Origin of the sequence: Streptomyces sp. NRRL F-5123 (genome assembly GCF_000721495.1) — a bacterium.
Classification (GTDB): Bacteria; Actinomycetota; Actinomycetes; order Streptomycetales; family Streptomycetaceae; genus Actinacidiphila.
The window spans coordinates 14,462-38,553 of record NZ_JOHY01000078.1 but is presented as its reverse complement, the minus strand read 5'-3'; the positions used below and the strand labels follow the sequence as shown (position 1 = coordinate 38,553).

At 74.0% G+C, this 24,092-nt stretch carries 24 protein-coding genes and 1 tRNA gene; 13 read left to right on the top strand and 12 right to left on the bottom strand.

The annotated features are described in order from the left end of the window. Window positions 1-251: 251 nt before the first annotated feature. From IH54_RS0136045 to IH54_RS0136030, 4 genes are all read left to right on the top strand, one after another. Window positions 252-641, top strand: coding sequence for a PPOX class F420-dependent oxidoreductase (locus IH54_RS0136045; RefSeq protein ID WP_031525266.1), 390 nt, complete (start codon window positions 252-254; stop codon window positions 639-641). Between the two features lie 60 nt (window positions 642-701). Beyond that, complete coding sequence (gene cysS, locus IH54_RS0136040; RefSeq protein ID WP_031525265.1) at window positions 702-2,093, top strand: cysteine--tRNA ligase; 1,392 nt, start codon at window positions 702-704, stop codon at window positions 2,091-2,093. A gap of 104 nt (window positions 2,094-2,197) precedes the next feature. After that, on the top strand, window positions 2,198-3,154 hold the full coding sequence (gene rlmB / locus IH54_RS0136035; protein WP_031525264.1) for a 23S rRNA (guanosine(2251)-2'-O)-methyltransferase RlmB: 957 nt from the start codon (window positions 2,198-2,200) through the stop codon (window positions 3,152-3,154). Window positions 3,155-3,339: 185 nt separating this feature from the next. Beyond that, window positions 3,340-4,890 (top strand): DoxX family protein, encoded by a 1,551-nt coding sequence (locus tag IH54_RS0136030; protein WP_031525263.1) that lies wholly within the window; start codon window positions 3,340-3,342, stop codon window positions 4,888-4,890. A gap of 100 nt (window positions 4,891-4,990) precedes the next feature. Here IH54_RS0136030 and IH54_RS0136025 read toward each other — a convergent pair whose 3' ends face one another. The 6 genes from IH54_RS0136025 to IH54_RS0136000 all read right to left on the bottom strand — a co-directional run bounded on the left by IH54_RS0136025 (window position 4,991) and on the right by IH54_RS0136000 (window position 9,810). Continuing rightward, complete coding sequence (locus IH54_RS0136025; RefSeq protein WP_031525262.1) at window positions 4,991-5,734, bottom strand: nucleotidyltransferase family protein; 744 nt, start codon at window positions 5,732-5,734, stop codon at window positions 4,991-4,993. 115 nt (window positions 5,735-5,849) lie between these two features. Further along, window positions 5,850-6,278, bottom strand: coding sequence for a hypothetical protein (locus IH54_RS0136020; RefSeq protein WP_031525261.1), 429 nt, complete (start codon window positions 6,276-6,278; stop codon window positions 5,850-5,852). A 225-nt stretch (window positions 6,279-6,503) separates the two neighbouring features. After that, the gene (locus IH54_RS0136015; protein WP_031525260.1) at window positions 6,504-7,628 is read right to left on the bottom strand and encodes an ABC transporter ATP-binding protein; all 1,125 of its coding nucleotides are present in this window, start codon (window positions 7,626-7,628) and stop codon (window positions 6,504-6,506) included. Window positions 7,629-7,849: 221 nt separating this feature from the next. Then, window positions 7,850-7,923, bottom strand: a tRNA-Thr gene (locus IH54_RS0136010). A gap of 79 nt (window positions 7,924-8,002) precedes the next feature. Beyond that, complete coding sequence (locus IH54_RS0136005) at window positions 8,003-9,217, bottom strand: erythromycin esterase family protein (RefSeq protein WP_234344210.1); 1,215 nt, start codon at window positions 9,215-9,217, stop codon at window positions 8,003-8,005. Further along, window positions 9,214-9,810, bottom strand: coding sequence for an NADPH-dependent FMN reductase (locus IH54_RS0136000; protein ID WP_031525258.1), 597 nt, complete (start codon window positions 9,808-9,810; stop codon window positions 9,214-9,216). The genes IH54_RS0136005 and IH54_RS0136000 overlap by 4 nt, the downstream gene beginning before the upstream one ends. Window positions 9,811-9,929: 119 nt before the next feature. Between IH54_RS0136000 and IH54_RS0135995 the strand changes: the two genes are divergently transcribed. After that, window positions 9,930-10,628: a TetR/AcrR family transcriptional regulator gene (locus IH54_RS0135995; RefSeq protein ID WP_234344208.1), complete on the top strand. Its 699-nt coding sequence runs from the start codon at window positions 9,930-9,932 to the stop codon at window positions 10,626-10,628. A 15-nt stretch (window positions 10,629-10,643) separates the two neighbouring features. Here the strand turns inward: IH54_RS0135995 and IH54_RS0135990 are convergent, their stop codons facing one another. After that, window positions 10,644-11,831: a serine hydrolase domain-containing protein gene (locus IH54_RS0135990; protein ID WP_031525256.1), complete on the bottom strand. Its 1,188-nt coding sequence runs from the start codon at window positions 11,829-11,831 to the stop codon at window positions 10,644-10,646. A gap of 274 nt (window positions 11,832-12,105) precedes the next feature. Between IH54_RS0135990 and IH54_RS0135985 the strand changes: the two genes are divergently transcribed. Next, on the top strand, window positions 12,106-12,654 hold the full coding sequence (locus tag IH54_RS0135985; RefSeq protein ID WP_031525255.1) for a Uma2 family endonuclease: 549 nt from the start codon (window positions 12,106-12,108) through the stop codon (window positions 12,652-12,654). A gap of 59 nt (window positions 12,655-12,713) precedes the next feature. Here the strand turns inward: IH54_RS0135985 and IH54_RS0135980 are convergent, their stop codons facing one another. After that, a complete protein-coding gene (locus IH54_RS0135980) occupies window positions 12,714-13,064 on the bottom strand; it encodes a putative quinol monooxygenase (protein ID WP_031525254.1) in 351 nt (116 codons plus the stop codon). 63 nt (window positions 13,065-13,127) lie between these two features. Between IH54_RS0135980 and IH54_RS0135975 the strand changes: the two genes are divergently transcribed. Both IH54_RS0135975 and IH54_RS0135970 read left to right on the top strand, forming a co-directional pair. After that, window positions 13,128-13,484: a MerR family transcriptional regulator gene (locus IH54_RS0135975; protein ID WP_031525253.1), complete on the top strand. Its 357-nt coding sequence runs from the start codon at window positions 13,128-13,130 to the stop codon at window positions 13,482-13,484. A gap of 329 nt (window positions 13,485-13,813) precedes the next feature. Further along, window positions 13,814-16,693, top strand: coding sequence for an AfsR/SARP family transcriptional regulator (locus tag IH54_RS0135970; protein WP_043183229.1), 2,880 nt, complete (start codon window positions 13,814-13,816; stop codon window positions 16,691-16,693). Window positions 16,694-17,015: 322 nt separating this feature from the next. Here the strand turns inward: IH54_RS0135970 and IH54_RS0135965 are convergent, their stop codons facing one another. From IH54_RS0135965 to IH54_RS0135955, 3 genes are all read right to left on the bottom strand, one after another. Continuing rightward, window positions 17,016-17,417, bottom strand: coding sequence for a PIN domain-containing protein (locus tag IH54_RS0135965; RefSeq protein WP_031525251.1), 402 nt, complete (start codon window positions 17,415-17,417; stop codon window positions 17,016-17,018). A 3-nt stretch (window positions 17,418-17,420) separates the two neighbouring features. Continuing rightward, entirely contained in the window at window positions 17,421-17,651 is a 231-nt protein-coding gene (locus IH54_RS0135960) for a CopG family transcriptional regulator (protein WP_420711822.1), read from the bottom strand. A gap of 151 nt (window positions 17,652-17,802) precedes the next feature. Then, the gene (locus IH54_RS0135955) at window positions 17,803-18,420 is read right to left on the bottom strand and encodes a glyoxalase (protein ID WP_031525249.1); all 618 of its coding nucleotides are present in this window, start codon (window positions 18,418-18,420) and stop codon (window positions 17,803-17,805) included. A 195-nt stretch (window positions 18,421-18,615) separates the two neighbouring features. On the opposite strand from IH54_RS0135955, the gene IH54_RS0135950 reads away from it, so the two are divergent. Further along, on the top strand, window positions 18,616-19,206 hold the full coding sequence (locus tag IH54_RS0135950) for a DUF4232 domain-containing protein (RefSeq protein ID WP_234344204.1): 591 nt from the start codon (window positions 18,616-18,618) through the stop codon (window positions 19,204-19,206). A gap of 64 nt (window positions 19,207-19,270) precedes the next feature. Next, a complete protein-coding gene (locus IH54_RS0135945) occupies window positions 19,271-19,678 on the top strand; it encodes a hypothetical protein (protein WP_052398240.1) in 408 nt (135 codons plus the stop codon). Between the two features lie 111 nt (window positions 19,679-19,789). Here the strand turns inward: IH54_RS0135945 and IH54_RS0135940 are convergent, their stop codons facing one another. Further along, window positions 19,790-21,376: a TROVE domain-containing protein gene (locus IH54_RS0135940; RefSeq protein WP_031525246.1), complete on the bottom strand. Its 1,587-nt coding sequence runs from the start codon at window positions 21,374-21,376 to the stop codon at window positions 19,790-19,792. A gap of 673 nt (window positions 21,377-22,049) precedes the next feature. Here IH54_RS0135940 and IH54_RS0135935 point away from each other — a divergent pair. The 3 genes from IH54_RS0135935 to IH54_RS0135925 all read left to right on the top strand — a co-directional run bounded on the left by IH54_RS0135935 (window position 22,050) and on the right by IH54_RS0135925 (window position 24,089). Next, window positions 22,050-22,502, top strand: coding sequence for a hypothetical protein (locus IH54_RS0135935; RefSeq protein ID WP_031525245.1), 453 nt, complete (start codon window positions 22,050-22,052; stop codon window positions 22,500-22,502). A gap of 500 nt (window positions 22,503-23,002) precedes the next feature. Then, a complete protein-coding gene (locus tag IH54_RS0135930) occupies window positions 23,003-23,425 on the top strand; it encodes a hypothetical protein (RefSeq protein WP_031525244.1) in 423 nt (140 codons plus the stop codon). Between the two features lie 43 nt (window positions 23,426-23,468). Beyond that, a complete protein-coding gene (locus tag IH54_RS0135925) occupies window positions 23,469-24,089 on the top strand; it encodes a twin-arginine translocation signal domain-containing protein (protein ID WP_031525243.1) in 621 nt (206 codons plus the stop codon). Window positions 24,090-24,092: the final 3 nt, after the last annotated feature.

The window sequence follows — 24,092 nt, the reverse complement described above, 5'->3', positions numbered from 1 at the left end:
GCCCCTGCGCGGTAGCGCAAAACGCTCGCCCGGCGGGGCCGCGCAAAGTCGCTCGCCAGCGCGGTAGCGCAAGCCGCTCGCCCCCTGCGCGGCAGCGCGCAACGCTAGCCCGGCGCGGCAGGCGCATCCTCCCGCGCCCCGGAGAAACGAGTGCCCGGCGCGGCAAGCGCATTCGCACCTGCGGTGTGGATGAATCGGCGCGCCCCCGGCGTTGAGGGGACGCAGCCCCCACGGCAGAAAGGCAGCCAGCCATGGCTCAGCTCTCGGACAACGCTCGTGCGCTCTTCGATGCGAAGACCTATGCCACCGTCGCCACCGTCGAGCCCGACGGGACGCCGCAGCTGTCGGTCGTCTGGGTGACGCGGGACGGCGACGACGTGCTTTTCTCCACCACCGGGGACCGCCGCAAGGCCCGCAACCTGGCGCGGAACCCACGGGTCACCGTCCTGGCGATGCCGGAGGGCAACCCCTTCGCGTACGTCGAGATCCGCGGCACCGCGAGCGTCACGGAGGACGAGGACCGCGGCTTCGTCGACTCCGTCAGCCGCAAGTACACCGGCGCCCCCTACAGCAACGACGGACCCGACACCGTGCGGCTCATCGTGCGGGTCACCCCGGAGCGCGTCGTCGAGCGGATCTGACGCGGCGACGTCTTGCGCCCGGCGGTCCGCGAAGGGCGCCGGGCCCACTACCCTTGAGGCGTGACTATTCGCCTGTACGACACAAACGCGCGCCAGGTACGTGACTTCGTCCCGCTCATGCCGGGCTGTGTCTCTATCTACCTGTGTGGCGCCACCGTGCAGGCGGCGCCACACATCGGCCACATCAGGTCGGGGCTCAACTTCGACATCATGCAGCGGTGGTTCCGCTACCGCGGCTACGACGTGACCTTCGTCCGCAACGTCACCGACATCGACGACAAGATCATCCGCAAGTCCGCGGAGCAGGATCGGCCCTGGTGGGCGATCGGCTACGAGAACGAGCGCGCCTTCTCCACCGGCTACGACGTGCTGGGCTGCATGCCGCCCACGTACGAGCCGCGGGCGACCGGGCACATCCCCGAGATGATCGAGATGATGCGCGGCCTCATCGAGGGCGGCCACGCCTACGTCGCCGACGGCAACGTGTACTTCGACGTGCGCTCCTACCCCCGCTACCTGGCGCTGTCCAACCAGGAGCTGGACAACCTCCGTCAGCCGGAGGGCGAGGGCGAGACCGGCAAGCGCGACCAGCGGGACTTCGCGATGTGGAAGGCCGCCAAGCCCGGCGAGCCGTCCTGGGAGACCCCGTGGGGCCGCGGCCGGCCCGGCTGGCACATCGAGTGCTCGGCCATGGCGCACAAGTACCTCGGCCAGGCCTTCGACATCCACGGCGGCGGCATCGACCTGATCTTCCCGCACCACGAGAACGAGATCGCGCAGGCCAAGGCGTACGGCGACGAGTTCGCGCGCTACTGGGTGCACAACGCGTGGATCACCATGAGCGGCGAGAAGATGAGCAAGTCGCTCGGCAATTCCGTGCTGGTCTCGGAGATGGTGCAGCGCTGGCGGCCGATCGTGCTGCGCTACTACCTGGGCACCCCGCACTACCGGTCGATGATCGAGTACAGCGAGGAGGCCCTGCGCGAGGCCGAGGCCGCGTTCGCGCGGATCGAAGGCTTCGTGCAGCGGGTGGTGGAGAAGGCCGGGCCGGTCGAGCCGGCCGGCGAGGTGCCGCCCGCCTTCGCCGAGGCGATGGACGACGACCTCGGGGTGCCGCAGGCGCTCGCCGTCGTGCACACCACCGTCCGGCAGGGCAACAGCGCGCTGACCGCCGACGACAAGGAGACGGCGGTCGCGCGTCTGGCCGAGGTCCGTGCGATGCTCGGAGTGCTGGGCCTGGATCCGCTGGACCCGCATTGGACGGGCGCCGACCGCGGGGAGGACCTGCACGGCGTCGTCGACTCGCTGGTCCGGCTGGTGCTGGAGCAGCGGCAGCAGGCGCGGTCCCGCAAGGACTACGCGACGGCCGACGCGATCCGCGACCAGCTGGTGCAGTCCGGTCTGGAGATCGAGGACACCCCGACCGGCTCGCGCTGGACGCTGCGCGGCTGACCGGAGACATGAGGGGGGTGCGGGCGTTCCGGCCCCCGCACCCCTCGCCGCTTTCCGGGCCCGCGCCCCCCGACGTGACGTAGACAGAAGAAGTGAGAGTCCCCATGGCCGGCAACAGCCAGCGCAGGAACCGCCGTACGAGCAACAAGAAGGGCGCGACGGTCGGCAGCGGCGGGCAGCGCCGCAAGGGCCTGGAGGGCAGGGGGCCCACCCCGCCCGCCGAGATGCGTCCGGGCCACAAGAAGAGCCGGGTCGCCGCCGCCCAGGCCCGCAAGAGCGCGGGCCGCCAGCAGCGCCCGATGGGGCGCGGCGGCCGGTCGGCGTCCGAGCTGGTCGTGGGCCGCAACCCGGTCGTCGAGGCGCTGCGCGCGGACATCCCGGCCACGGCCGTCTACGTCCAGCAGTTCATCGACAACGACGACCGGGTGCGCGAGGCGCTGCGGCTGTCCACCGACCGCGGGGTGCCGCTCATGGAGGCGCCCAAGGCCGAGCTGGACCGGATGACGTCCGGGCTGAACCACCAGGGCATCGCCCTGCAGATCCCGCCGTACGAGTACGCGCACCCCGAGGACCTCGTGGCCGACGCCGCCGACAGGGGCGAGGACGCGCTGATCGTCGCCCTCGACGGGGTGACCGACCCGCGCAACCTCGGCGCCGTCGTCCGCTCGGTCGCCGCCTTCGGCGGGCACGGCGTCGTGGTGCCCGAGCGGCGGGCCGCCGGGATGACCGCGGGTGCGTGGAAGACGTCGGCCGGCACCGCTGCCCGCGTCCCCGTCGCCCGCGCGACCAACCTGACCCGCGCCCTGGAGGCGTACAAGAAGGCGGGCCTGACCGTCGTCGGCCTCGCGGCGGACGGCGACGTCGAGCTGTACGACCTGGAGGCGCTGGACGGGCCGGTCGTGATCGTCGCGGGCAGCGAGGGCAAGGGCCTGTCGCGGCTGGTCGGCGAGACGTGCGACCTGCTGGTGCGCATCCCGATGCCGGGCGGCGCGGCCGAGTCGCTGAACGCCGGCGTGGCCGCGGGTGTGGTGCTCTACGAGGCAGCCCGGCGCCGCTCGTGACCCGCCCGGGGCAGGTGCGGGAGGGCATCATACGGGTCCGGTGCGATTGACGCGTCTCGGACACCGAGGGCGGTGTCCGGCAGTGTCCTAAAGGACCGTCACTCGGTTAGATGAGCGTGGACACCAGAACACCCCGCCCCTCCCCGGGGGGAGGGACGCCCGATTCCGACGGGCCGCCCTTCACCATGGCCCGCGTGCCGAGCGACCCCGCCCAGGTCATCGTCACTCACGCGAGCTTCCGTGTGCAGCTGGGAAGGACGTCCGCGCGCTCCCTCGCGCGCGCGTCCCACGGTCACGGCACGACCGCGCAGCCGCACACCGGCGGCCGCCGCAGGCTCGCCCCGGTGGTGTGGTCCGAGCCCGGCGACGCGCTGGCCGGCGAGCTGTTCCAGACGGTGCGCGGCGCCGGGTCCCCGGACGGTTCCGCGGGCGCGACCACGCAGGTGCTGCCGCGGATCGGCGAGACGCTCGTGCCGCCCGTCCCGCCCACCGTCGTCGGCCCCCGCAACGGCGAGGCCCCGACCACGGGCCTGCTCGGCGGCGTACGCCCGGCCCGCGGCGCCTTCGACGATCGGCCGCCGGTCGCCAGCTACGACGCGGACGCGGACTACGGCGAGGAGGACGACGACCTCTACGAGACCGCGCCCCGGCGGGAGCGGCCCGTGCCCAAGGGCGGCGACTTCGTCAAGCACGCCTGGTACCCCGGCCGCCGGATGAACCTCGGCATCGTGCTGCTGCCGCTGCGCATCTTCCTCGGCTTCGTGTCGATCTACGCGGGCATGGGCAAGCTGTGCGACCGCGTCTACTTCGACGGCGGCAAGCGTGGCTCCATGGTCACCTGGCTCAACTCGCTGCACCCCTGGGGCGCCGCCGAGCCGCTGCGCGACGCCGCCCTCAACCACCCGGTGGGCGCGGGCCTTTCCATCGCCTTCCTCCAGGTCGTGGTGGGCGTGCTGACCGTCTTCGGGCTGTGGCAGCGGGTCGCCGCGGTCTTCGGAGCGGCCCTGTCCGTCGCGCTGCTGGTCACCGTGAGCTGGCGCACCGTCCCCGTCTACGACGCCCCCGACTTCATTTACCTCGCCGCGTGGAGCCCGCTGATCATCGCCGGCGCCCCCGTCTACTCCGTCGACGGCAAGCTCGCCGCCGACGCCTGGCGCCGGCTCGGCCCGCGTGTCGGCCTGTGGGGGCTGCGCCAGTACGTGCTGCGCCGCGGTGTGGTGCTGGGCACGCTCATCGTGGGGTGCGCGCTGCTGATCGGCTCCGTGCTGGGCGCGGCGGTACGGGCCGGCAGCACGCCGGGCACGCACCGGTACGGGCCCGCCGCGCCGCCGGTCAACGAGCTGCCGGGACAGCCGCTGCCCGAGGTCTCGGGGGGCGACGACGGGTCCGTGCCGGGGAGCGGGGCGCCCACGCAGCCGGCGCAGGAGCGGGAGAAGCCGCAGCCCTCGGCCTCGACGCCGCCGGCCGACGGGACGGAGGACGGTGCCTCCGCCACGCGCACGCCGGGGAGCGGCTCGCACACCCCGGGCGGCGCGCGGAGGTCGGGCGGTACGTCCGGCGGGTCGAGCGGCGATTCGTCCGGCGGCTCGGGCGGTACGTCGCAGCCCCCCGCCCCGCCGACCCGTGCGGCCCCGCCTCCGCCGCCCGCCCCGCGGCCCACGCAGGGCGGCGCGATCGGCGGACTGCTGGGCGCGGCGCTGCTGGGCGCCCCGGCCCAGCCGACGCCGACTGCCTGAGGCCGCGCACGTCCTGAGACAGCGCACGCATCTGAGCCCGCGTGGTCCCCGAGGGGGCCCGCGGGCTCAGTTGCGTGGGCCTCGCGGTCGGCCCGCGGGCTCAGATCGCGGGCCCCGCGGCCAGCTCGCGGGCGGCCTCGCGGAGGTCCTTGGCGGTGTCGATGGCCCGCCAGTAGGCGCCCTGCGGGATCGGGTAGCCGGCCAGGCGCCGCTCGCGGGCCAGCCGCGGGAAGGTCGTGCGCTCGTGGTCGCCCAGGTCCGGCAGCATCGCGGTGAAGGACGGCGCGAAGACGTACACGCCCGCGTTGATCAGGAAGGGCGAGGGCGGCGCCTCGATGAAGTCCAGCACCTGCCCGAACTCGTTGGTCTCGACGGCGCCCCACGGGATGCGCGGCCGGGCGAGCGCGAGGGTCGCGACGGCGTCCCGCTCCTCGTGGAAGGCGGCCATGCCGCGCAGCGAGAAGCGGGTCCAGATGTCGCCGTTGGTGGCGTACCACGGCTCGTCGGTGCGCGGCAGCGACGCGGCCGCGTACTTCAGCCCGCCGCCGCGGCCCAGCGGCTCGCCCTCGACGACGGTTGTCACCTTCAGCGGCAGCGGTGCGCTCTCCAGCCACTCCTGGAGCACCTCCGCGAGGTGCCCGCACGACACGACGACGTCCGTGACCCCTTCCGCGGCCAGCCAGGCGAGCTGGTGGCCGATGATGGGCGTGCCCGTACCGGGGATCTCGACCATGGGCTTGGGCCGGTCGTCGGTGTAGGGCCGCAGCCTTGAGCCCTGGCCGCCGGCCAGGATGACGGCCTGGGTGACCGGGACGGTCTCGTGCGCGGTGGTGTCGTGCGTCATGCAGCGCACCTTATGCGAACGTCAACGAGCGCGTACGCCCGGCAACCCCCGCACCCTGCGGGGCTGCCGGCCGTACGCGCTCGTTGACGGCGCCCGGACCGGTCGGCGGGGGCGGTCAGCCCATGGCGGCGACACCGGTCGCGAACGCGGTGTCGCACACCGGCCGCGACCACGCCTGCGCGCGCCGCACCGAGCCGTCGTACTTCGCGACGGCGGCGCGGCCCAGCGAGCGGGCGATGGACACGCAGTACCGGGCGAGGGACGGCTGCTGGGCCATGGCGACCTGGAGGTCGGTCAGCGCGGCCCCCGGGTCCTTCTGCTGGAGTTCGTCCAGCAGCCGGGCGCGCAGCGCCTCCTGCGGGGCTTTCGCCGCCTGGCCGGCGGCCGCTCCGTCCCGTGACGTGGCGGAGGCGGTCAGCACCTGGGCGTCGGAGGGGGAGCCGGCCCACGAGACGCGGGTGACGGCGAGTGTTCCCGACAGCACGAGAACCACCGGGAGGACGAGCGCGAATGTCTTGCCGAGACGGCGAGCTACCTGGTTCACGGTTCGGATCGTAGCGACTGGTGATGATTTGGCGACATTCAGTCACTCTTGCGGGGGAGTGAAATCGCCGGGCCGGGCGTTCGAAGGTTGACGAACGGGCCCGAACTGCCGCTTGTGCGGGTATCCGTCCGGTGCGCCTACGCCAACGGCCGGGCGGTGCGTACGGATACGCACCGCCCGGCCGTCACAGGCGCGGAACTCCCCCTGGGAGGGGGCGTCGTGTGATCAGTCGCTCAGGCGCTCGCCGGAGGAGGTCGCGAAGACGTGGGTCTCGCCACCGCGCGGCACGACGTGCAGCACGGAGCCCTTCTCCGGGATCTCGCGGCCGCCGACGCGGATGACGACGTCCTTGTCCTCGTTGCCGACCTTCGCCGAGCCGTAGACGTAGCCGTCGGCGCCGAGCTCCTCGACGACGTTGACGGTCACGGCGAGGCCCGCCGGGGCGTCCTTGGACAGCGACTTGGCCTCGCTGTCACCGCTGACGATGTCGAAGTGCTCGGGGCGGACACCGACGGTGACCGTGGTGTCGCCCTTGTCCGCCGCCGCCTGCACCGCGTCGCGCTCGACGTTGACCAGCGCGTTGCCGAAGCGCACGCCGCCGTCGACGATCGGGACCTCGATGAGGTTCATCGCCGGGGAGCCGATGAAGCCCGCGACGAAGAGGTTGGCCGGCTTGTCGTACATGTGGCGCGGGGTGTCGACCTGCTGCAGCAGACCGTCCTTGAGGACCGCGACGCGGTCGCCCATCGTCATGGCCTCGGTCTGGTCGTGGGTGACGTAGACCGTGGTGACGCCCAGGCGGCGCTGCAGGCTGGCGATCTGGGTACGGGTCTGGACACGGAGCTTGGCGTCGAGGTTCGACAGCGGCTCGTCCATGAGGAAGACCTGCGGCTCACGCACGATGGCGCGGCCCATCGCGACACGCTGGCGCTGACCGCCGGAGAGCGCCTTCGGCTTGCGGGCCAGGTAGTCGGTGAGGTCCAGGATCTTGGCGGCTTCCTCGACCCGCTTGCGGATCTCGGCCTTGTTGACGCCGGCGATCTTGAGCGCGAAGCCCATGTTGTCGGCGACGGTCATGTGCGGGTACAGCGCGTAGTTCTGGAACACCATCGCGATGTCGCGGTCCTTGGGCGGCAGGTGCGTGACGTCACGCTCGCCGATCCGGATCGCGCCGGCGTTCACGTCCTCCAGCCCCGCGAGCATGCGGAGCGAGGTCGACTTGCCGCAGCCGGACGGGCCGACGAGGACCAGGAACTCGCCGTCCCCGACCTCGATGTCCAGGCCGTCGACGGCGGGCTTGTCGCCACCCGGGTAGATCCGGGTCGCCTTGTCGAACGTCACAGTAGCCATGGTTGTACGCAATCCCTTCACCGGCAGGAACGTGCCGGACGATCCGAGTAAAGGAAGCAGATTTTTCGGTGCCGCTTCGATGGTCGAGCCCGGTGGTACGCGGACTCCCCGGTGACGCTACCTGCACGTTCCACCTTTTGTCACCAGGCCCCGGGCGCCTTTTTCGTCACCCCCGGACGCAGAAGGAGGCCCCGCCCGCGTGGGGCGGAACCTCCTGTACGAGCCCCCGGTCGGATTCGAACCGACGACCCCCTGTTTACAAGACAGGTGCTCTGGCCGACTGAGCTACAAGGGCGGGCGGGCCTGGCGGCGCACACCCGTACTCTAGCGCCTCGGTCCGGCCGGGGCCCGGGGATTGCGGCCGGGGCGGCCCGTCAGGGCAGACGCCGCACCGCGGAGACGCGGTGCAGGTGGACCAGGACGTCGAAGGCGTCGGGCAGCGACGCGACGGCGAGGTGCTCGGCCGCGTCGCGGGCCGGGGTGTAGACGCCGCTGATGACCCGGGCCGTCGCGGGGCCCGACCACGCCCGGCGCTCGTGCGGCGCGCGCAGGTCGAGCCAGTGCGCGGGGCTGCCGGGGGCCGCGGCGGACAGCCGGGCGTCGAGCCGTTCCGGGGCCGGGGCGGGGACCTCGGCGACACCGAGGTCCCCGTGGTGGAAGCCGATCGCCACCGACACGTAGCCGGCGCCGTACCGCTCGCGCAGGGCGCTGCCGACGGTGGGCTCGGGTCCCCGCTCGGGGGCCGTGCCGAGGGTGACCGGGGCGGCGGAGGTGTGCGCGATGCCGTCCCAGTAGGCGACGCGGCGCCCGGTGCGGCGCTGCCGTTCCGCGATCGCCGCGGCCCAGGCGGCGGCGTCGCCCGCGTAGTTGCCGCGGCCGGCGACGCTGCGCTCGTGGAAGTCGGCGATCAGCCGCATGCGGGCGGCGGCCTCCTTTCCGGCCTCCTTCTCTGGCTCGTCCGCGGGCTCGTCGGCGGGCCCGTCCGCTGTCAGGTCCGTGACGAGCGCGAGGGCGTCGCGGGCGTGCTCGGCGAAGGGGCGGCCGGGGTGCAGGCCGCGGGCGCGCTGCACGTGCTCGTCGATGTCGTGGGCGGTACGGATCGGCTCCAGGTGGGCTGCCAGTTCGGTCAGCCGCCCCGGGGCGGTGCGGCTGACGTGGCCGAGTACGGCGTCGTAGTCGGCCGGGCCCGCCTGGACCGGCTTGACGCCGAAGATGCGGACGGGGTCGTCGGGGTGGGCCCGGTTGAAGCCGCGGATCCATTCCAGGGCCGCCGCGGTCTCGGCGGTGCGCCAGGGCCGCCAGGCGCCGTCCAGCGCGCTCGCGGCGGTGCCCGGCCCGCCGTTCGCGTACGCGTCGAGCCGCGCGCCGGCGGCCGCGTCGTCCTGGACGGCCAGCTCGCGGAAGCCGTGCTCGCCGGCCAGGCGGCGGAAGAGCAGGTCGCGGAGGGCCGAGGTGTCATGGGCGAAGCGGGTGGACTCGCCGAGCCCGGCGACGCGGGGAGCGCCGGACGCGACGGCGGCGGCCAGCGCGTCCAGCTCCGCGGGGGAGAGGGTTTCCGTTGTCGTACGGCCGGGGTCGGCGGCGGTCACGCGGGCACCCCCTCGCGGAGCGGCTCCAGCGCCCGGGACCAGGCCAGGACGTCGTCCAGCAGGGCGCCGAGCGGGCCGTGGGCGTGCGGGTCGGCGGCGACCCCGGCTGCGACGGCGGGCGCGGCGGGGTCGGGGGCGGTGAAGTCGTCCCGGAGGGACAGCGCGACCTGGGAGCGGACGGTGGCGACCCGCAGCTCGGCCAGGACCAGCCGCAGGTGCTCGGCCGCGCGCGTGCCGCCCTGCACGCCGTAGCTGACCACACCGGCGGCCTTGTCGTTCCACTCGGCGTACAGGAAGTCCAGGGCGTTCTTCAGTGCACCGGAGACGGAGTGGTTGTACTCGGGGGTGACGAACACGAAGCCGTCGAGGCGGGCGATCGCCTCGGCCCAGCGCCGGGTGTGCGGGTGGGCGTACCGGCCGGCCATGGCGGGCAGCTCCTCGTCGAGCAGCGGCAGGCCGAAGCCGGCGAGGTCGACGATCTCGAAGTCCACCCCGGGGTGGCGGCGGGCGGCCGCGGCGGCGACCCACTCCGCGACGGCGTGCCCGCGGCGGCCCGGGCGGGTGGTGCCGACGATGATGCCGATCCTGGTCATGGCGGGGCTCCTCAGCGGAGGGATGGTGTTGCACCGATCGGTGTAGACGCTACATCGATTGCCGCATTAATTGCAACGATCGGTGTAATCGATGCTGCGGGTGGAGTAGCCTCGGCGGCGTGACGGAGAAGAAGAGTTCGAGTGCGGCGGAGGACGGCTCCGCCGGATCCGCGGGTGGGGCGGTGACCAGGAGGAAGCCGGCCGGGCAGCCCGACAAGCGGCGGGCGATCGTGGCGGGCGCGCTGACGCTGTTCGCCCGCGACGGCTACACGCGGGCGAGCCTGGACGCGATCGCCGCGGAGGCGGGCGTGTCCAACCGCACCATCTACAACCACTTCACGGACAAGGCCGAGCTTTTCCGGACGGTCATCCAGGAGAGCACACGGCGCGCCGCCGACACGATGATCGACTTCATCGACCGCCACCTGGGCAAGGTCGCCGACCTCGAACAGGACCTCACCGAATTCGGGCTGGCCTGGCTCGGCGTGCTCTCCTCCGACCTCGCCCCGCACTTCGCCCTCGTCCGCCAGGTCCGCGCCGAGACCGAGCACATCCCGCCCGCCGCGCTGGACCTCTGGCTCGAGACCGGGCCCCTCCGCACCCGCCGCGCCCTCGCCGACCGCCTGAGCGCCCTCGCCATCCGCGGCGACCTGACGATCGACGACCCCCTGCGTGCGGCCGGCCACCTCATGCTGCTCGTCTCCGCCGACAACTTCACCGACCACACGGACCTGGCCGACCCCGCCGCCTGCCGCGCGATGGTCACCGCCGGGGTGCGGTGCTTCCTCCACGGCTACGCCCCGCGCTCGGCGGGCTGACCCGCCCCGCGCCCGTCAGGCGCGGGGGTCCGCGCACAGGGCCGTCTCGACGGCGGCCCGCATGTCGTCGTCCTGCGCGTCCGTGCCGCCCGGGTCGACGTTCACCATGACGGTGGCCTGGCGGCCGTCGGCGGTGGCGCCGCCCGCGGTCTCGTAGCCGAAGATGTCGCCGCCGTGGCCCCAGTAGGTGCCGCCGCAGGGCAGCGTCCGGCGCTCCAGGCCGAGGCCGTACGCGCGGCCGGCGTCCCCGGTGGCGCGGACCGCCGTCATCTCCGCCAGCTGCGCGGGCCGCAGAAGACGGCCGCCCAGCAGCGCGGCCAGGAAGCGGTCGAGATCGCCCGCGCTGGAGATCATCGCGCCGGACGCGCCCGCGACCGACGGGTTGATCGCGGTGGCGTCCAGCAGCGGGGCGTCCGCGCCGGGCCGCACGTAGCCGCGCGGGTGCGGGCCGGGGATCGCCGAGGCGTCGTCCGGCACGGAGGTCGCGGTCAGGCCGAGCGGGGCGATGATGCGGCGGCGGATCTCCTCGCCGTAGGGGTGGCCGGTCACCTTCTCGATGATCATGCCGGCCAGCAGGTAGTTGGTGTTGGAGTAGTCCCAGCCGCCGCCGGGGGCCGGGAAGGCCGGAGGCTGGGCGAGGGCGAGGTCCACCAGGTCCCGGGTGTCGTGGTGGGCGAGCGGGTCGCTCAGGATGCTCAGCGGATCGAGGAAGTCGAGGTAGTCGGGCAGTCCGCTGGTGTGCTGGAGCAGTTGCCGTACGGTGATCACCCGCCCGTCGCCACCCGGGCCGCGGACCACGCCGGGCAGGTAGCGCTCCACCGGGGCGTCCAGCACCACGCGGTGCTCGCCCACGAGTTGCAGCACGACCGTCGCCACGAACGGCTTGGTCATGCTGCCGATCCGGAACGTGCTGTCGCCGCGCATCGGCGCCTGGGTCCGCACGTCCGCGACCCCGCTGGTGAGCACCGAGCGCCCGCGCCGGTCCCGCACCTCGACGAGGGCGCCGGGGCCGCCGTCGACGGTCGTCAGCCGCTGCAGGATCGCCCGCAGTTCGGCGTCCCCGGCGGCACGCCCGGACTGCGCGGCCGCCGTTCGGCCCGCCGGTGCGGCGGCCGCGGCGTTCGCCGGCAGCGTGCCCGCCACGATGCCGGCCGCCACGGCCAGTGCGAGGGCCCCACCCAGCGCGCGCCTGTGCGTGATCATGTCTTCTCCCCGTGTCCGTCCCGCCATGAGCCCGGCAACCACGGCGTGCGGCCACCGGTAGCGGGGGGCCGGAACCTCCCTCCCGCGCAGCTCACGATGCCCCAGCGGCACGGCCCGGGGCGCTGGGGCGGCCAACCGGAAAGGGGGTGGGGGTAACCCCCCGCGGGGCTCGTCCCCGCGGGCACCCGGCCGCGCGTCGCCGCCGCCCGGTCCGGCCGCGTGCGGCCGGTTACGCTGGGAGACCGCTCGGCTCGCTCCTGGGAGGCGCGGCAGTATGGACCCGCAGCGTTTCGCACTGCTCGAAGAGGCCCGCCGGAATCTGCCGGAGGGGTTCAAGGCGGAGATCTCCGGCGACACCATCGTCATGATGGTGGGCCCGTCCGGGATCCATCAGCGCAATCTCCTCGTGGTGCGGCGGCAGTTCGACGCGCACTGCCCGGCTGACCTGGTGCCGAGCGAGAACACGGACCTCGTGTCGCCCGGTGTGGGGAAGAGCCGCAATCCCGATCTGACCTATCTGCCGGCGGAGGTCCTGGAGACCACGGACAACCAGGTGCCCGCCGAGGCCGCGATCGTCGCGGTCGAGCTGGTGTCGCCGTCGAATCCGGAGAACGACTGGGTGGGCAAGGTCAGGGACTATCCGGTGATGGGGATTCCGCTGTATCTCGTGGTCGACGCCCGGCTCAAGACCGTCACCCTCTTCAGCCTTCCCGGCGGCGGGAAGTACCACCGCCGGGAGGACGCCGACTTCGGTGAGGGGCTTCGTATTCCGGAGCCCTTCGGGTTCGGGCTGGAGACGGCGGGGCTGCTGCCCTGCGCATGAGGCGGTGCGGCTCGCCCTGCTGGTCGACGCGGCATTCGCCGTCCTGCGCGCGGCGCCGGTCAGCGGCTGACCGGCGTCTGCGGCACGGCCGGGGAGGGGTAGGGGCTGAGCATCGTGCCCGTGTAGCCCTCGACCGGGGCGGCGAGGTGCTGGGGGAGTGCGGTCAGGAAGGCGCGCAGCAGGGGGGTCGCGTTGTGGCGGTCGAGGTCGGCCTGCGAGCGCCAGACCTCATAGAGGAAGAAGCGGCCGTCGTCCTGGGTGTGCAGGTGGTATTCGAGGCTGCCCGCGTGTGTGCGGGACGGCTCGACGAGATCCCGCAGGAGCCGGCCGAGGGTGTCGTGGTGGCCGGGCTTCGGGGTGAGGAATCCGTAGAGGGAGACGGGGACTTGGGCGTTCGCTGAGGTCGTCATGCGGCCACCGTAGAATGTGCCATCAGTGTGAGGTTCAAGCCGCGGTGCCGTGAGGTGGGTCACATGAGGATCGGCGAGCTCTCCCGTGAGACGGGCGTGGCCGTACGCCTGCTGCGCTATTACGAGGAGCAGGGCCTGCTCGCCTCCCGCCGCAGCAGCGGCGGGCACCGGCACTACGGCCCCGAGGCCCCCGCCGCCGTGGCCCGGGTCCGTACGCTGCTCGCCGCCGGGCTGCCCACCCGCGTCATCCGCGACCTCATGCCGTGCTTCGCGGGCGACGGCACCGAGGTCCAGGCGTGCGTCCTGGACCACCTCCGCGACCAGCTCACCGCCATGGACTCCCGCATCGACGACCTCACCCGCGCCCGCGCCGCCCTCGGCGGCATCCTCGACGCCTCGGCCCGCGCGCTCGTCGGGTGACGCGGGGGGCGGGTCCGGCCTCGTAGTGGGCCCTACTCGGTCGATGCGGCAACGCAGCGAGGTGCCGTGCCGGGCGTCGCAAGCCGGTGAACCCTCCCGGTCACAGCACTAGGTGTTCCGGCGCGGGCCCGCCGCCACGCGGGCGTTGACGCCGCCGGTGCCGTTGGCGCACGGGCTGCGCGGAAGCCTGCCGTCCGCTGCCCCGCGAAAGGCGGCCCCCCTCGCGCCCGCCCCGCCCGCGCCGCGGGCGGACCGGGGCCGGGCCGCTGCGGCGCCACCGGGGCGGCGGGTGCCGGTGCGCCTAGAATGTCCGCAGGTAAGGGGGCACGATGCCGACGTTCGGGCTGCTGGGGCCGCTGCTGGTGCACGACGGGACGCAGGAGCGGGCGGTCGGCGGCCACAAGGTCCGCATCCTGCTCGCCGCACTCCTGCTGGCGGCCAACCGGACGGTGTCGAAGGACGCGCTCAAGGAGGCGCTGTGGGGCGCCCGCCCGCCGGCCACCGCCGACGCCTCCCTCTTCAACCATCTGACGCGGCTGCGGCGGCAGCTCGCCTTCCTCGGCGAGGAGCCGCAGCGCATCACCGCGGTGCCGCACGGCTACCGGCTGCACGTCGCCGAGGGCGAGTTCGACGTCGAGGTCTTCCAGGGGCACGTGGACGCCGCCCGCGCCGCGCACCTGCGGCAAGACTGGGACGCGGCGGCGGAGCAGAGCGCCGCGGCGCTCGCCCTGTGGCGCGGCGGGCCGCTCGCCGACCTCCCCGAATTCGCCGACGCGGAACCGCAGTTGCCGGTGGTGCGGCAACTGGCCGAGGCCCGGCTGCAGGCGCTGGAGTGGGGCTTCGACGCGCAGCTCGCGCTGGGCCGCCGCTCCGAACTCATCGGCCGGCTCACGGCACTTGCCGCCGAGCACCCGCTCCGCGAGGCCTTCCACCGGCAGTTGATGCTGGCGCTGCACGGCGCCCACCGGCAGGCGGAGGCGCTGGAGGTGTACGCGCGGCTGCGGGCCACGCTCGCCGAGGAGTTGGGCGTCGACCCGTCGGCGGCGGTACGGGCGGCGTACCAGGAGGTGCTGGCCGCGGACGCCCCCGCGGACGTACCCCCGCCCGTACCGGCGCGGGAGCCCGCGGAGCCGCCCGCCCCCGCTTTCCGGCCGCTGCACCAACTCCCGGCCGACGCGGGCCTGTTCACCGGGCGGGACGCCGAGGTCGCCCGCCTCACCGCGCTGCTGCGCCCCGGCGCCGCCCCCGGCGGGGACGCTCCCGGCAGGGCACCCCGCCCGGTCGTCGTCTCGGGAATGGGCGGCGTCGGCAAGACCGCGCTCACCGTCCACGTCGCGCACCTGCTGCACGCGGACTACCCCGACGGGCAGCTCTACGCCGACCTGCGCGGATTCGGCCCCGGCGGCCGCCGCAGCCCGCGCGACCTGCTCGTCCGCTTCCTGTCCGACCTGGGGGTGCGCGAGGAGTCGCTGCCCGGCGACATGGACGACTGCGCCGCGCTCTTCCGCACGGTCCTCGCCCACCGCCGGATGCTGCTGGTGCTGGACAACGCGCGGGACGCCGCGCAGGTCCTGCCGCTGCTGCCGGGCAGCGGCGGCTGCGCGGTCGTGGTCACCAGCCGGCACACCCTCACCGACCTGCCGGCCGCGGTGCTGCTGCCGCTGGCGCCGCTCACCTCCGCCGACCAGGAGGTGCTGCTGGCCGCGCTGTGCGGGAGCGAGCGCGTCCTGGAGGAGCCGGAGGCCGCCGCCGAGATCCTGGCGCGGTGCGGCGGGCTGCCGCTCGCGCTCAGCGTCGTCGGCGGGCGGCTCGCCTCCCGGCCCGGCTGGCCGCTGTCGCTGCTCGCCCGCCGGCTGTCGTCCGGCACCGGGCGGCTGCCCGAACTGACCGTCGGCAGCCTGGACGTCGAGGCCACGATCGGCATGAGCTACGTCGCGATGCGCGACAGCGACCTGCCGCCCGAGCGGGCCGTCGCCCGCGCCTTCCGCCTGCTGGGCGTCTGGCCCGAGCACGAGGTGACCCCGCACTCGGCCGCCGCGCTGCTCGCCCTGCCCGTCCGCGACACCGCCCGGCTGCTGGACCAGCTCACCGACGTCCACCTCCTGCAGAGCCCGGCGCCCGAGCGGTACGGCATGCACGACCTGCTCGGCGAGTACGCGGCCGAGCGGCTGCGTGCGGAGGAGCCCGCCGAGTCGCGCACGCGGGCCGAACTGCGGCTGCTCACCTGGTACGTGGCGGCGGTGGAGAGCGCCTCGGCGATATCCGTCGGCGAGACGCAGCCGCCCCCGCCGCTGCCCGGACCGCCCACCGCGCTGCCGCCGCCCTTCGCCGACGCGCACGAGGCGCTCGCCTGGTACGTCCGCGAACTCCCCGCGATCCAGCACGCGATCACCCGGGCGGGCGCCCTCGGCCGCTCCGACATCGCCTGGCGGCTGGCCGTCGGCCTCTTCGGCTACGGCGACACCTACTGGTGGACGGGCATCTGGGACGCGGCACTGCGCAGCGCGCTGGACATCGCCGTCGCGCAGGGCGACACGGTGGGACAGGCCTGGCTCTACCGGCGGATCGCCGTCGCGCACGGCATGGCCTACCGCAACGAGGAGTGCCTGGAGAACCTCGGCATCGCCCTCGAACTCTTCGAGCAGGCCGGGGACATCACCGCCCAGGCGTCCATCCTCGGCAACCTCTCCGCGCTGCACGTCCAGGCCGGACGGGCCGGGCCCGGGCTCGCGTACGCGCTGCGCTCCCAGGAGCTCTACCGGGAGGTGGACGTGCCCGGCAGCGAGTCCCTGGTCCTGGGCCGGATCGCCGACGCGCTCCAGCTCGCCGGCGACTACGCCGGGGCCGTCGAACACCAGCGCCGCCGCCTGGGGCTGCTGCGCGCGCTGGGCCGGCCGACCGCGCTGGCGACCCTGCTGACGAACTACGGCGCCGCGCTCCAGCACCTCGGCGAGCGGGCCGAGGCCTTCGCCGCGCTCGACGAAGCCCTCGCCATCCGGCGGCAGTTGGGCGACCACGGCGGCGAGGCCGACTGCCTGGCCACGACCGCCCGCGTCCACCACCACTTCGGCGAGTGGGAGGCCGCCCGCGAGTGCTGGCAGGCCTGCCTCGACCTGGCCCGCTTCCACCTCCTGCCGCAGCGCGAGCAGGAGTGCCTGGCGGGGCTCGCCGCACTGGAGGACGCCTGCGCGGCGGGCGACCTCCGGTGAAGGCCGCCGCCCGCCGCACCTGCGCACCACCCCGCGAGGCCCATCTCGCGGGGGTGTGACCGCGGACCGCGCGATCCGCAGACCTGTGGGCCGGTGGGCGCCCGGACAGGCGCGCCCACCGGCGGGGTCCCCCGGTGCTTCCCCTGGTGCTTCCCGGGTGCGGGCGGCCCCGGGCCTGCCCCGTGATCAGGCCCCGGCCCGTCCGCACCCGTGGTGTGTGGACGGGAAGAGGCTAGGAAGCGGCGGCAACAAACCACCAACGGTTCACCAACGGGCCCGGTCCCGGAGGGCTCCGGCACCGCCTTGCCCGCGGTGCGGGCGGTCAGATCCTGATGACCGTCGCACCCGGGCCGCACAGCGCGGTCAGGTCTTCGGGGTCGGACGTGAGGATCGTGACGGGCGCGGGTGCCGCGAGGGCGGTCGCACTCAGCATGGCGTCGATCGCGTACTTGTGGCCGTGCAGGCCGGCATCTGCCAGGAGCATGGCGGCACGGCGGGCGGTCGGCTCCGTGACAGGCTCCACGACCAGGCGGGACAGCGTCCATTGCAGTGCGGGCCGGTTGATCCGCGGGTGGACCACTTCGACCAGGGTGGCCGCGGAGGTGATCACGCGCAGGTCGTCGGCGCGCGCGAGGGTGAGCCAGGCGGTCACCGTCCGGTCCCGCAGGACGGCCTTCGCGAGCCCCTCGCTGTCGAGCACCAGGGTGCCGCCCCCGGGCGGAATACGTCAGGCCGGGCTCTTCTCCCCGCCGGTGTGCGGCGCGCGTGCCTGGTGGAGCTGATCGCGCAGGGCCTGCACCTCCTCGTGGGTGACGGGGCCGTGCTCCGCCTCCGCCACCTGGACGATTTCGTTGAGGTTGTCCCGCTCGATCTGCCGGGCGACGGCGGCGGCGACGTAGGCGGACAGGCCGGAGGGGCCGCTGCGGGCCCGGGCGGCCTCGGCGATGTCCCGGGGCATCGTGATCGAATACCTGCGGGTGGACCTGCTCACGCTCCTCAAGCTACCGCGGATGCCCCCGCGGGGTGCCGCGGCGTGGGGCCCGCGCCGGTGCCGCCTGCTGCCGGGCCAGGGCCCGCGGGTCCGCACGCGGCGGCCGCGGATCCCGCCGTCAGGCCGCCGGCTGCCAGGTGAAGCCGTCCGGGTCGGTGAAGGCGCCGGTGCCGGACGCGGCGATCGTCAGCCCGTGGGGGCCGTCGCCCTCCGGCGGCACCCCGGCGTCCTTCGCCAGTGCGCGGCGGCCGTACAGCGCGAGCTTGATCCCGCTGCCGGGGGTCGCGAACTCGACGTACTTGCGGCCGAAGCTCTTGCCGACCGTGAGCCCCTGCTCCACGTAGAAGCGCTTGGTCGCGAGCACGTCCGTGGCGCCGAGCAGCAGCACCACCTCGTCGACCGTCCGGCTGTCGGGTGCGGTGTCCTTCTTCGCCGACGTCGCGACCTTCCACAGCGCCCCGTCCGGCGCCCGCACCACCCCGCCGTACCCCCACAGCGACTTCGTCACGGGCTTGACCTCCGACGCCCCCGCGTCGACCGCCGCCCCGACCAGCCCCCGCACGATCGACGGCTGCGCCACCACGAGCGACAGCGTGTAGCCGCGAAAGCCGCTCCCGGCCCCCTCATCCGCGGCCCGTACCCGGACCCGGTCCCCGAGCCCGAAGGCCCGCTCGTAGAACCGCTCGGCGCCCGCCGGGTCCGCGGCGTCGAGAATGACAGCTTCGATGGAGTTCATGCTTCGACCGTAACCACGCCCCCCACCTGCGCGCTTCTCGAAACCTGACCGGTCGGGGGCGCGACCGTGCGTGGCGGGCGTGTCACAGGAATGTCTTGATCGCGCCCGTCCGCGAACGGCCCGGGGCGCCGGGCGCGTCCGTGCGGGGGAGTGCCGGCCCGAGGTGGGCGGGCCCGTCGATGTCACGGAGAAGCCATGCGCAGCTGGAGAATGCCGGTCGTCGTCCTCGTCGCCGTGGTGGCCGCGGGGACGCTCGCCGGATGCCAGAGCGGTACGAGCCACGGCACGCACAAGTCGAAGAAGTCGCGGTCGCGGTCGATGTCGCACTACGGCTCCTCCGGGTCGTCGACCGGCCGGTCGACCGCGCAGCCCGCGGCGAGCACGGCGTCGGCCTCGGCGTCGGGCGCGCCGTGCCGCGCCACGCAGCTGTCCGGCAGCGCGCACGGCGCCGGGAGCGGGGCGGCGGTCGTCGTGCTGCGCAACACCGGGACGAGCGCCTGCACGATGTACGGCTTCCCCGGCGTGGACCTGAACGGCGAGGACGGCACGGTCAGCGCCGGGCGCAGCACCCTGGCGCCCGCCACGGTGCGGGTCGCGGCGGGCGGGACGGCGTCCTTCACGCTGCACTACAAGCCCAACGCGACCGGTGGCAGCGGCGTGACCTTCACGACCCTGAGCGTCACCCCGCCGGACACCACGGCCCAGCTCACCGTCCCGCTCACCGTCAACCTGGGCGCGGGCGAGACCTCCGACCCGGTCACCGTCGACCCCGTCATGAGCGCCTGACCCACCGGGGGGATGAGTACGCGCACTCATGCGGGCGGCCCCCGCCCGCAGTTGGGTGGAGGGCATGGACAACCACCCTGTCCCGTACGGCGGTCCGGACGAGGCCGAGTCCTGCCCCGGCCCCCCGGAACCGCGCCGCCGCGCCCCGGGCCCCTACGGCCCGGCCCCCCTGATCTCGACCCTGGTCACCTTCCCCCTCGCGGCCCTCGTCCGGCTCTACGCCGCCATGTCCGCGATGAGCGGCGACCCGCTCGACGGCCCCGAGGCCGAAGCCTTCGACCGCAGCTTCACCCACGGCTTCCACCTCCTCCAGACCGCCCTGTGCGCCGCGGCAGCCGTCCTCCTCACCAGCTGGCTCCTGCCGCCGCGCGAACGCCTCCGCCCCGCCCGCGCCCTCCTCGCCCTGGCCGCCCCCGTCCTCGTCGTCACGGGTTTCCTCGTCTTCCGCGGCACGGTGGACTGGCCGCGCTAGGCCGTGTCTGACAAATGGCGTCGTCCGCCCGCAGGGCGCCGCCAGCCAGACGGGATTTGTCAGACACGGCCTGGCGGGGGCGGCAGCGTGCACCGCCCCCGCCGACGGGGGCTACTCCCAGGGCCAGGCCGTGCTGCGACCGCGGGCCAGAAGGGCGATCATCGTGAAGAGCTTGTCGCTGAAACCGCCGATCTCGTAGCGGTGGGGGGTGCTGGTGTCGAGGGCTGCGGGGGCGTAACCGGCGGAGTTGACGCCGAAGAAGGGGGTCTGGGGCGGGACCGCGCGGGAGACGGTCAGGCCGCCGCTCCTGCCGGGGTGGCGGAAGGCCTGCATGTCGGAGAAGAGGACGACACGGTCGTGGCCGCGGTAGGCCGCCTGGAGGGCGGCCACCGTCTCCGTGCCGTGGCCGGCCTCGCCGACCCGCGCGCAGAACGCCTCGGCCTGCCGCAGCACCGAACCGCCCCTGGCCAGCGGGTGGGTGAACGTCCCCGTCGCGAAGCCCACGAGGTCGACGTCGCAGCCGCGGGCCGCGAGCGCGACCGCGAACAGTGCGCCGACGTCGACGTGCCGCACCGTGCTCTTCGCCGAGACCCGGGCCTCCATCGACCCGGACGTGTCGACGAGCACCAGCGTGCGGCCCGGCAGCGCCGGGATGTTGGCCGTCGCGGCGGTCAGTGCCTGCTCCAGGGCCTGGCCCCAGCGCAGCGACGGCGCCGCGCGGTACGCGGACAGGAAGCGGAACGGGAACTGCCGCGACCGGCGCACCTGCTCGGGGTCGGACAGCCGCGCCGCGACCGAGGCGGCGACGTCGTCGCCGACGCCCGCCTCGTCGAGGTTGCGCAGGTTGCGGGTCAGCGCCATGAGGCCCATGTGCGGGACGATCGCCGACCACGCGGCCGCGTCCATCGGACCGAGGCTCGACAGCTGCTCCCACGTCATCCCGGCCGTGCCGAGCCGCGCCGGGTCCGCGAGGAACCACGCGCGCCGCTCCGCCTCCGGCATCCCGGCCGCCGCCCGGTAGGCGTCCAGCACCGGCAGCCGGCCGGTCACCCGCACCTCGGGCCGCTTCCAGCGCCGGTCGGCGAGGTAGTCGAAGAGGTCGGCCTGCCACGGGCCCGCAGGGGTGGGCTTGGCCAGCGCGACGACGTCCGCCATCCGCCACGCGGACCCGGCGCCGTCGTACTTCAGCGCCGCGCGCTCGGTGTACAGGCGGGTCACCGCGTCGGCGACACCGCGCTGCACACCGCCGGGCAGCGTCACCTTGCCGGTGCGCGCCTTCCAGTACGCCACGAACTCCGCGGGCTCGTCGGCCCGCAGCATCGCGTCGGCGACCATCTTCCGTACGGGCACGGCCGGTTCGCGGCGCAGGCCGCCGGCGCGGCGGGCGAGCGCGGACTCGGCGGCCATCACGATCGCCGCCGAGCGCATGTTCATCTCGCCGCGCAGATACGGCACGAAGCGCGCGACCCAGTCGGGGTCGGCCTTCGTCGCGGCGTGCACGAGTTCGCGGAAACGGGTGTCGCGCTCGTCGCCGGACTCGTAGAAGGAGCCCTCGCCGACCATGTTCACCGCGGCGAAGAGGAACAGCTCGCTCTTCACGCTGCGCCGGAAAGCGGCGCCGCCCTCGAATGTCGTCGTGGCGCCGGTGGTGCCGAGGGGACTGGTGGGTGCGGAACGGGCGCGGGCGAACTTCGCCATCTCGGTTGCCTTTTCGAGAATGCGCGGTCCGACGGCTCGCGGGAATACGGGACTTCGCGCAGTGAAAGCGGAAATCCGGAATCCGCGGATCCGGTGGACCGGCTGGACGGAAATGTCCGGGCCGTCGGCGGAGGGACGACCTGCAAGGCGCCGCGAGTACCGGTCGCAAGAGCTACGTAGGTGCTCTGCCACTGAGCTACGGAGCCATGGGCGGCTCCGGCGGGATTCGAACCCGCGACCTCCCCATTAGAAGTGGAAGTATGCCCTCACTGCGCTTCGCGGCGCCTGTGCAGTTGTCGTGACCCCACCGTGCGCGGATGCGCCGGCCCGGCCGCGAGGCGACCGGATCGGGGCGCCGACCGGAGCCAGGAAGCAGGCGAGTGCAGGTCGTACGAGCTACCGAGCGACGGAGCCTGAAGGCTCCGGCGGGACTCGAACCCGCAACTGCTCAATACCAGGGAAGTAAGCCCGTACTGCGCTTCGCCTGCCACCTGAATCCGGTTGTCGACCCCGAAGGGTGCTGCGAGTACCCGTGAACCGGAGGCTGTTGCTATTCGATGGTTTCGAAGGAGCCCCCGGCCGCGCTTCGCGGCAGTCCTCACTGTAGGGCGGAAGGGCCGCGCCTCTCCAAGCCTTTTTCCGCGCCGCCAGGGGGACTTGGCATACTGGCCGTATGACGGCGGTGGCGGAGGGGGACGGGGGAGCGGCCCGCGCGGCGCGCACCCCGGGCGGTACGACGTGGCGCGCGGCGGTCCTGTTCGTCCTCGCCGTGGCGCTCATAGCCGGCGGGTCGGCCGGCGGCTCCGAACTTGTCGGCTACGACGTCCGGTTGGGCATGGTGGCCGCCTTCCCCGCGGCCGTCTGCGTCGGCGTCCCGACCCTGCTGTGGCTGCGCGCCCGCCAGGGCCACATCGCCGCCCCGCTGCTGGGCACGCTGCTCGCTGTCCTGTCGGGCGCCAACCTGCTGCACGACCACCGCTCGGTGTACGCCGGCCACGCGCTGCACCTGATCCGCTCCGGCTCGGCCGTTTACGAGGAGTCGCTCCTCGCGGTCGGCACGGTGGTCGCGCTGCTCGCGGTGGTCGCCGCGGCGGTCGACGGCCACCTGCACCCGCGCAAGGACTGAGCCCCCCGCCCCGCCCGGCGTGCTCCTGACGGCCGTCCTCGCGCCGGCGGCGCGCGTCCCGGCCGTGTGCCGTACGGCGAACGAGAGCGCTCGGGCTCTTCCGTACGCGCGTAGAATCCCGCATCATTGCGGTGTTCCACCTTGCACTGCCGGCACATCAGACGCATCCGGCCCAGCCCGGGGCAGGCCCGCACGAGGCACGAGACCGCTTCGCCCGCAAGCGCACCGCCAGGCATCCGCACGGAACGCACCGCGCCCGTACGGAACCGCACTCGTACGCGGAAACCGCACACGGCAGCACCCGCTCCACCGCACCCCTCCGCCGTACCCCCCCGGCACGTCACCGCAACGGCGCGGGCACGTAACCGACCTTGTCATGGGCATGCTTATTCGTCCTCGCGTACACCCATTCCCGCGCCGCCGGGATGCGCACACCCCCGTTGATCGCATTGTCATGCGCAGGTCACAAAGATCTGCGCCACCTCCGAAGGGAACGCGACATGGCCTGCGGATCGACCTACCTCTGGCGCGGTGAAGCCACCTGGTTCTGCTGCGGCAACGCCTGGGGCTCCTGCGGCAGCGCCGGCACCGGCGCCTGCGGCACCTGCCAGTCCAGCCAGCACATGGCGGCCTGGCCCAACCTCTCCGCCGCCTGCTACGACATCACCCGCCCCGACCTGTGCGGCGAGGGCATCCCGCGGCGCACCTGCGGCGCGACCATGAACGTCAAGCACCAGTGCTCCGGCGCGACCGTCTGCGTGACGCTCGCCGACTGCGGCCCGCGCACCAAGAGCTTCTGCGGCGAGGCCACCTGCTGCAACGGCACCTGCCGCACCAACCGGGTCATCGACCTGACGCCGTCCGCCTTCTCCGCGATCGGCAGCCTCAGCTCCGGCAAGCTCCCGGTCTACATCTACGAGTGACCGCGGCGCCCCCCGCCCCCGACTCCCCCCAGGAAAGGACGACATGAGCAACAGCCACGACAACGGCGGGCGCCACCTGGACCGCCGGCGCTTCCTGACCACGGCCGCGATCGGCGGCGCCACCATCGTCGGCGCCTCCGCCCTCGGCGGCCTCGACGCCGAGGCGGCCTTCGCCGAGCCGATGCCCTCGCTCGACGCCGCGATCCCGGCGGCCTTCGCCGAGGGCCGCGTCGTCGCCATCAACCGCAACGTCCTGGACGTCGCCGGCTCGCACGGCGAGCGCCACCTCGTCCAGCTCACCAACGCCACCAGCATCTGGAAGCTGCGCACCACCACCGCCGAGGCCATCGAGGCCGGCGACGGCCTCTACGCGCGGGGCGCCGCCATGCCCGACGGCACCATCGCCGCCGACGCGGTGTGGGTCAACATCGTCAACGTCTACGTCACCATCCGCGGCATCGCCAAGGACCGGCTGCACCTCAACCACGGCGGCAACGAGGTCGTCGGCCACATCGTGCCCGACACCACGACCGCCTCCTACCTCGGCGGCGCGCTCACCGCGGACCTGTCGCGTACCCGGATCGGGCAGGAGGCGCAGGTGCTCGGCGCCTGGCGGCCCGCGGACGGCCACATCGACATGGCCCGCGTCTCGCTCGGCCACTGACGG

What these genes read in the sequence shown, in the direction of transcription:
- IH54_RS0136000 (WP_031525258.1), bottom strand. Translation starts at nt 9,810, where the DNA reads ATGACCAGGATCGGCATCATCGTCGGCACCACCCGCCCGGGCCGCCGC.
- IH54_RS0136015 (WP_031525260.1), bottom strand. Translation starts at nt 7,628, where the DNA reads ATGGCTACTGTGACGTTCGACAAGGCGACCCGGATCTACCCGGGTGGC.
- IH54_RS0135925 (WP_031525243.1), top strand. Translation starts at nt 23,469, where the DNA reads ATGAGCAACAGCCACGACAACGGCGGGCGCCACCTGGACCGCCGGCGC.
- IH54_RS0135950 (WP_234344204.1), top strand. Translation starts at nt 18,616, where the DNA reads ATGCGCAGCTGGAGAATGCCGGTCGTCGTCCTCGTCGCCGTGGTGGCC.
- IH54_RS0135945 (WP_052398240.1), top strand. Translation starts at nt 19,271, where the DNA reads ATGGACAACCACCCTGTCCCGTACGGCGGTCCGGACGAGGCCGAGTCC.
- IH54_RS0135955 (WP_031525249.1), bottom strand. Translation starts at nt 18,420, where the DNA reads ATGAACTCCATCGAAGCTGTCATTCTCGACGCCGCGGACCCGGCGGGC.
- IH54_RS0135960 (WP_420711822.1), bottom strand. Translation starts at nt 17,651, where the DNA reads ATGCCCCGGGACATCGCCGAGGCCGCCCGGGCCCGCAGCGGCCCCTCC.
- IH54_RS0135980 (WP_031525254.1), bottom strand. Translation starts at nt 13,064, where the DNA reads ATGACGACCTCAGCGAACGCCCAAGTCCCCGTCTCCCTCTACGGATTC.
- IH54_RS0135940 (WP_031525246.1), bottom strand. Translation starts at nt 21,376, where the DNA reads ATGGCGAAGTTCGCCCGCGCCCGTTCCGCACCCACCAGTCCCCTCGGC.
- IH54_RS0136030 (WP_031525263.1), top strand. Translation starts at nt 3,340, where the DNA reads ATGGCCCGCGTGCCGAGCGACCCCGCCCAGGTCATCGTCACTCACGCG.
- IH54_RS0136045 (WP_031525266.1), top strand. Translation starts at nt 252, where the DNA reads ATGGCTCAGCTCTCGGACAACGCTCGTGCGCTCTTCGATGCGAAGACC.
- IH54_RS0135990 (WP_031525256.1), bottom strand. Translation starts at nt 11,831, where the DNA reads ATGATCACGCACAGGCGCGCGCTGGGTGGGGCCCTCGCACTGGCCGTG.
- IH54_RS0135930 (WP_031525244.1), top strand. Translation starts at nt 23,003, where the DNA reads ATGGCCTGCGGATCGACCTACCTCTGGCGCGGTGAAGCCACCTGGTTC.
- IH54_RS0135985 (WP_031525255.1), top strand. Translation starts at nt 12,106, where the DNA reads ATGGACCCGCAGCGTTTCGCACTGCTCGAAGAGGCCCGCCGGAATCTG.
- IH54_RS0135935 (WP_031525245.1), top strand. Translation starts at nt 22,050, where the DNA reads ATGACGGCGGTGGCGGAGGGGGACGGGGGAGCGGCCCGCGCGGCGCGC.
- rlmB (WP_031525264.1), top strand. Translation starts at nt 2,198, where the DNA reads ATGGCCGGCAACAGCCAGCGCAGGAACCGCCGTACGAGCAACAAGAAG.
- IH54_RS0135970 (WP_043183229.1), top strand. Translation starts at nt 13,814, where the DNA reads ATGCCGACGTTCGGGCTGCTGGGGCCGCTGCTGGTGCACGACGGGACG.
- IH54_RS0135975 (WP_031525253.1), top strand. Translation starts at nt 13,128, where the DNA reads ATGAGGATCGGCGAGCTCTCCCGTGAGACGGGCGTGGCCGTACGCCTG.
- IH54_RS0136025 (WP_031525262.1), bottom strand. Translation starts at nt 5,734, where the DNA reads ATGACGCACGACACCACCGCGCACGAGACCGTCCCGGTCACCCAGGCC.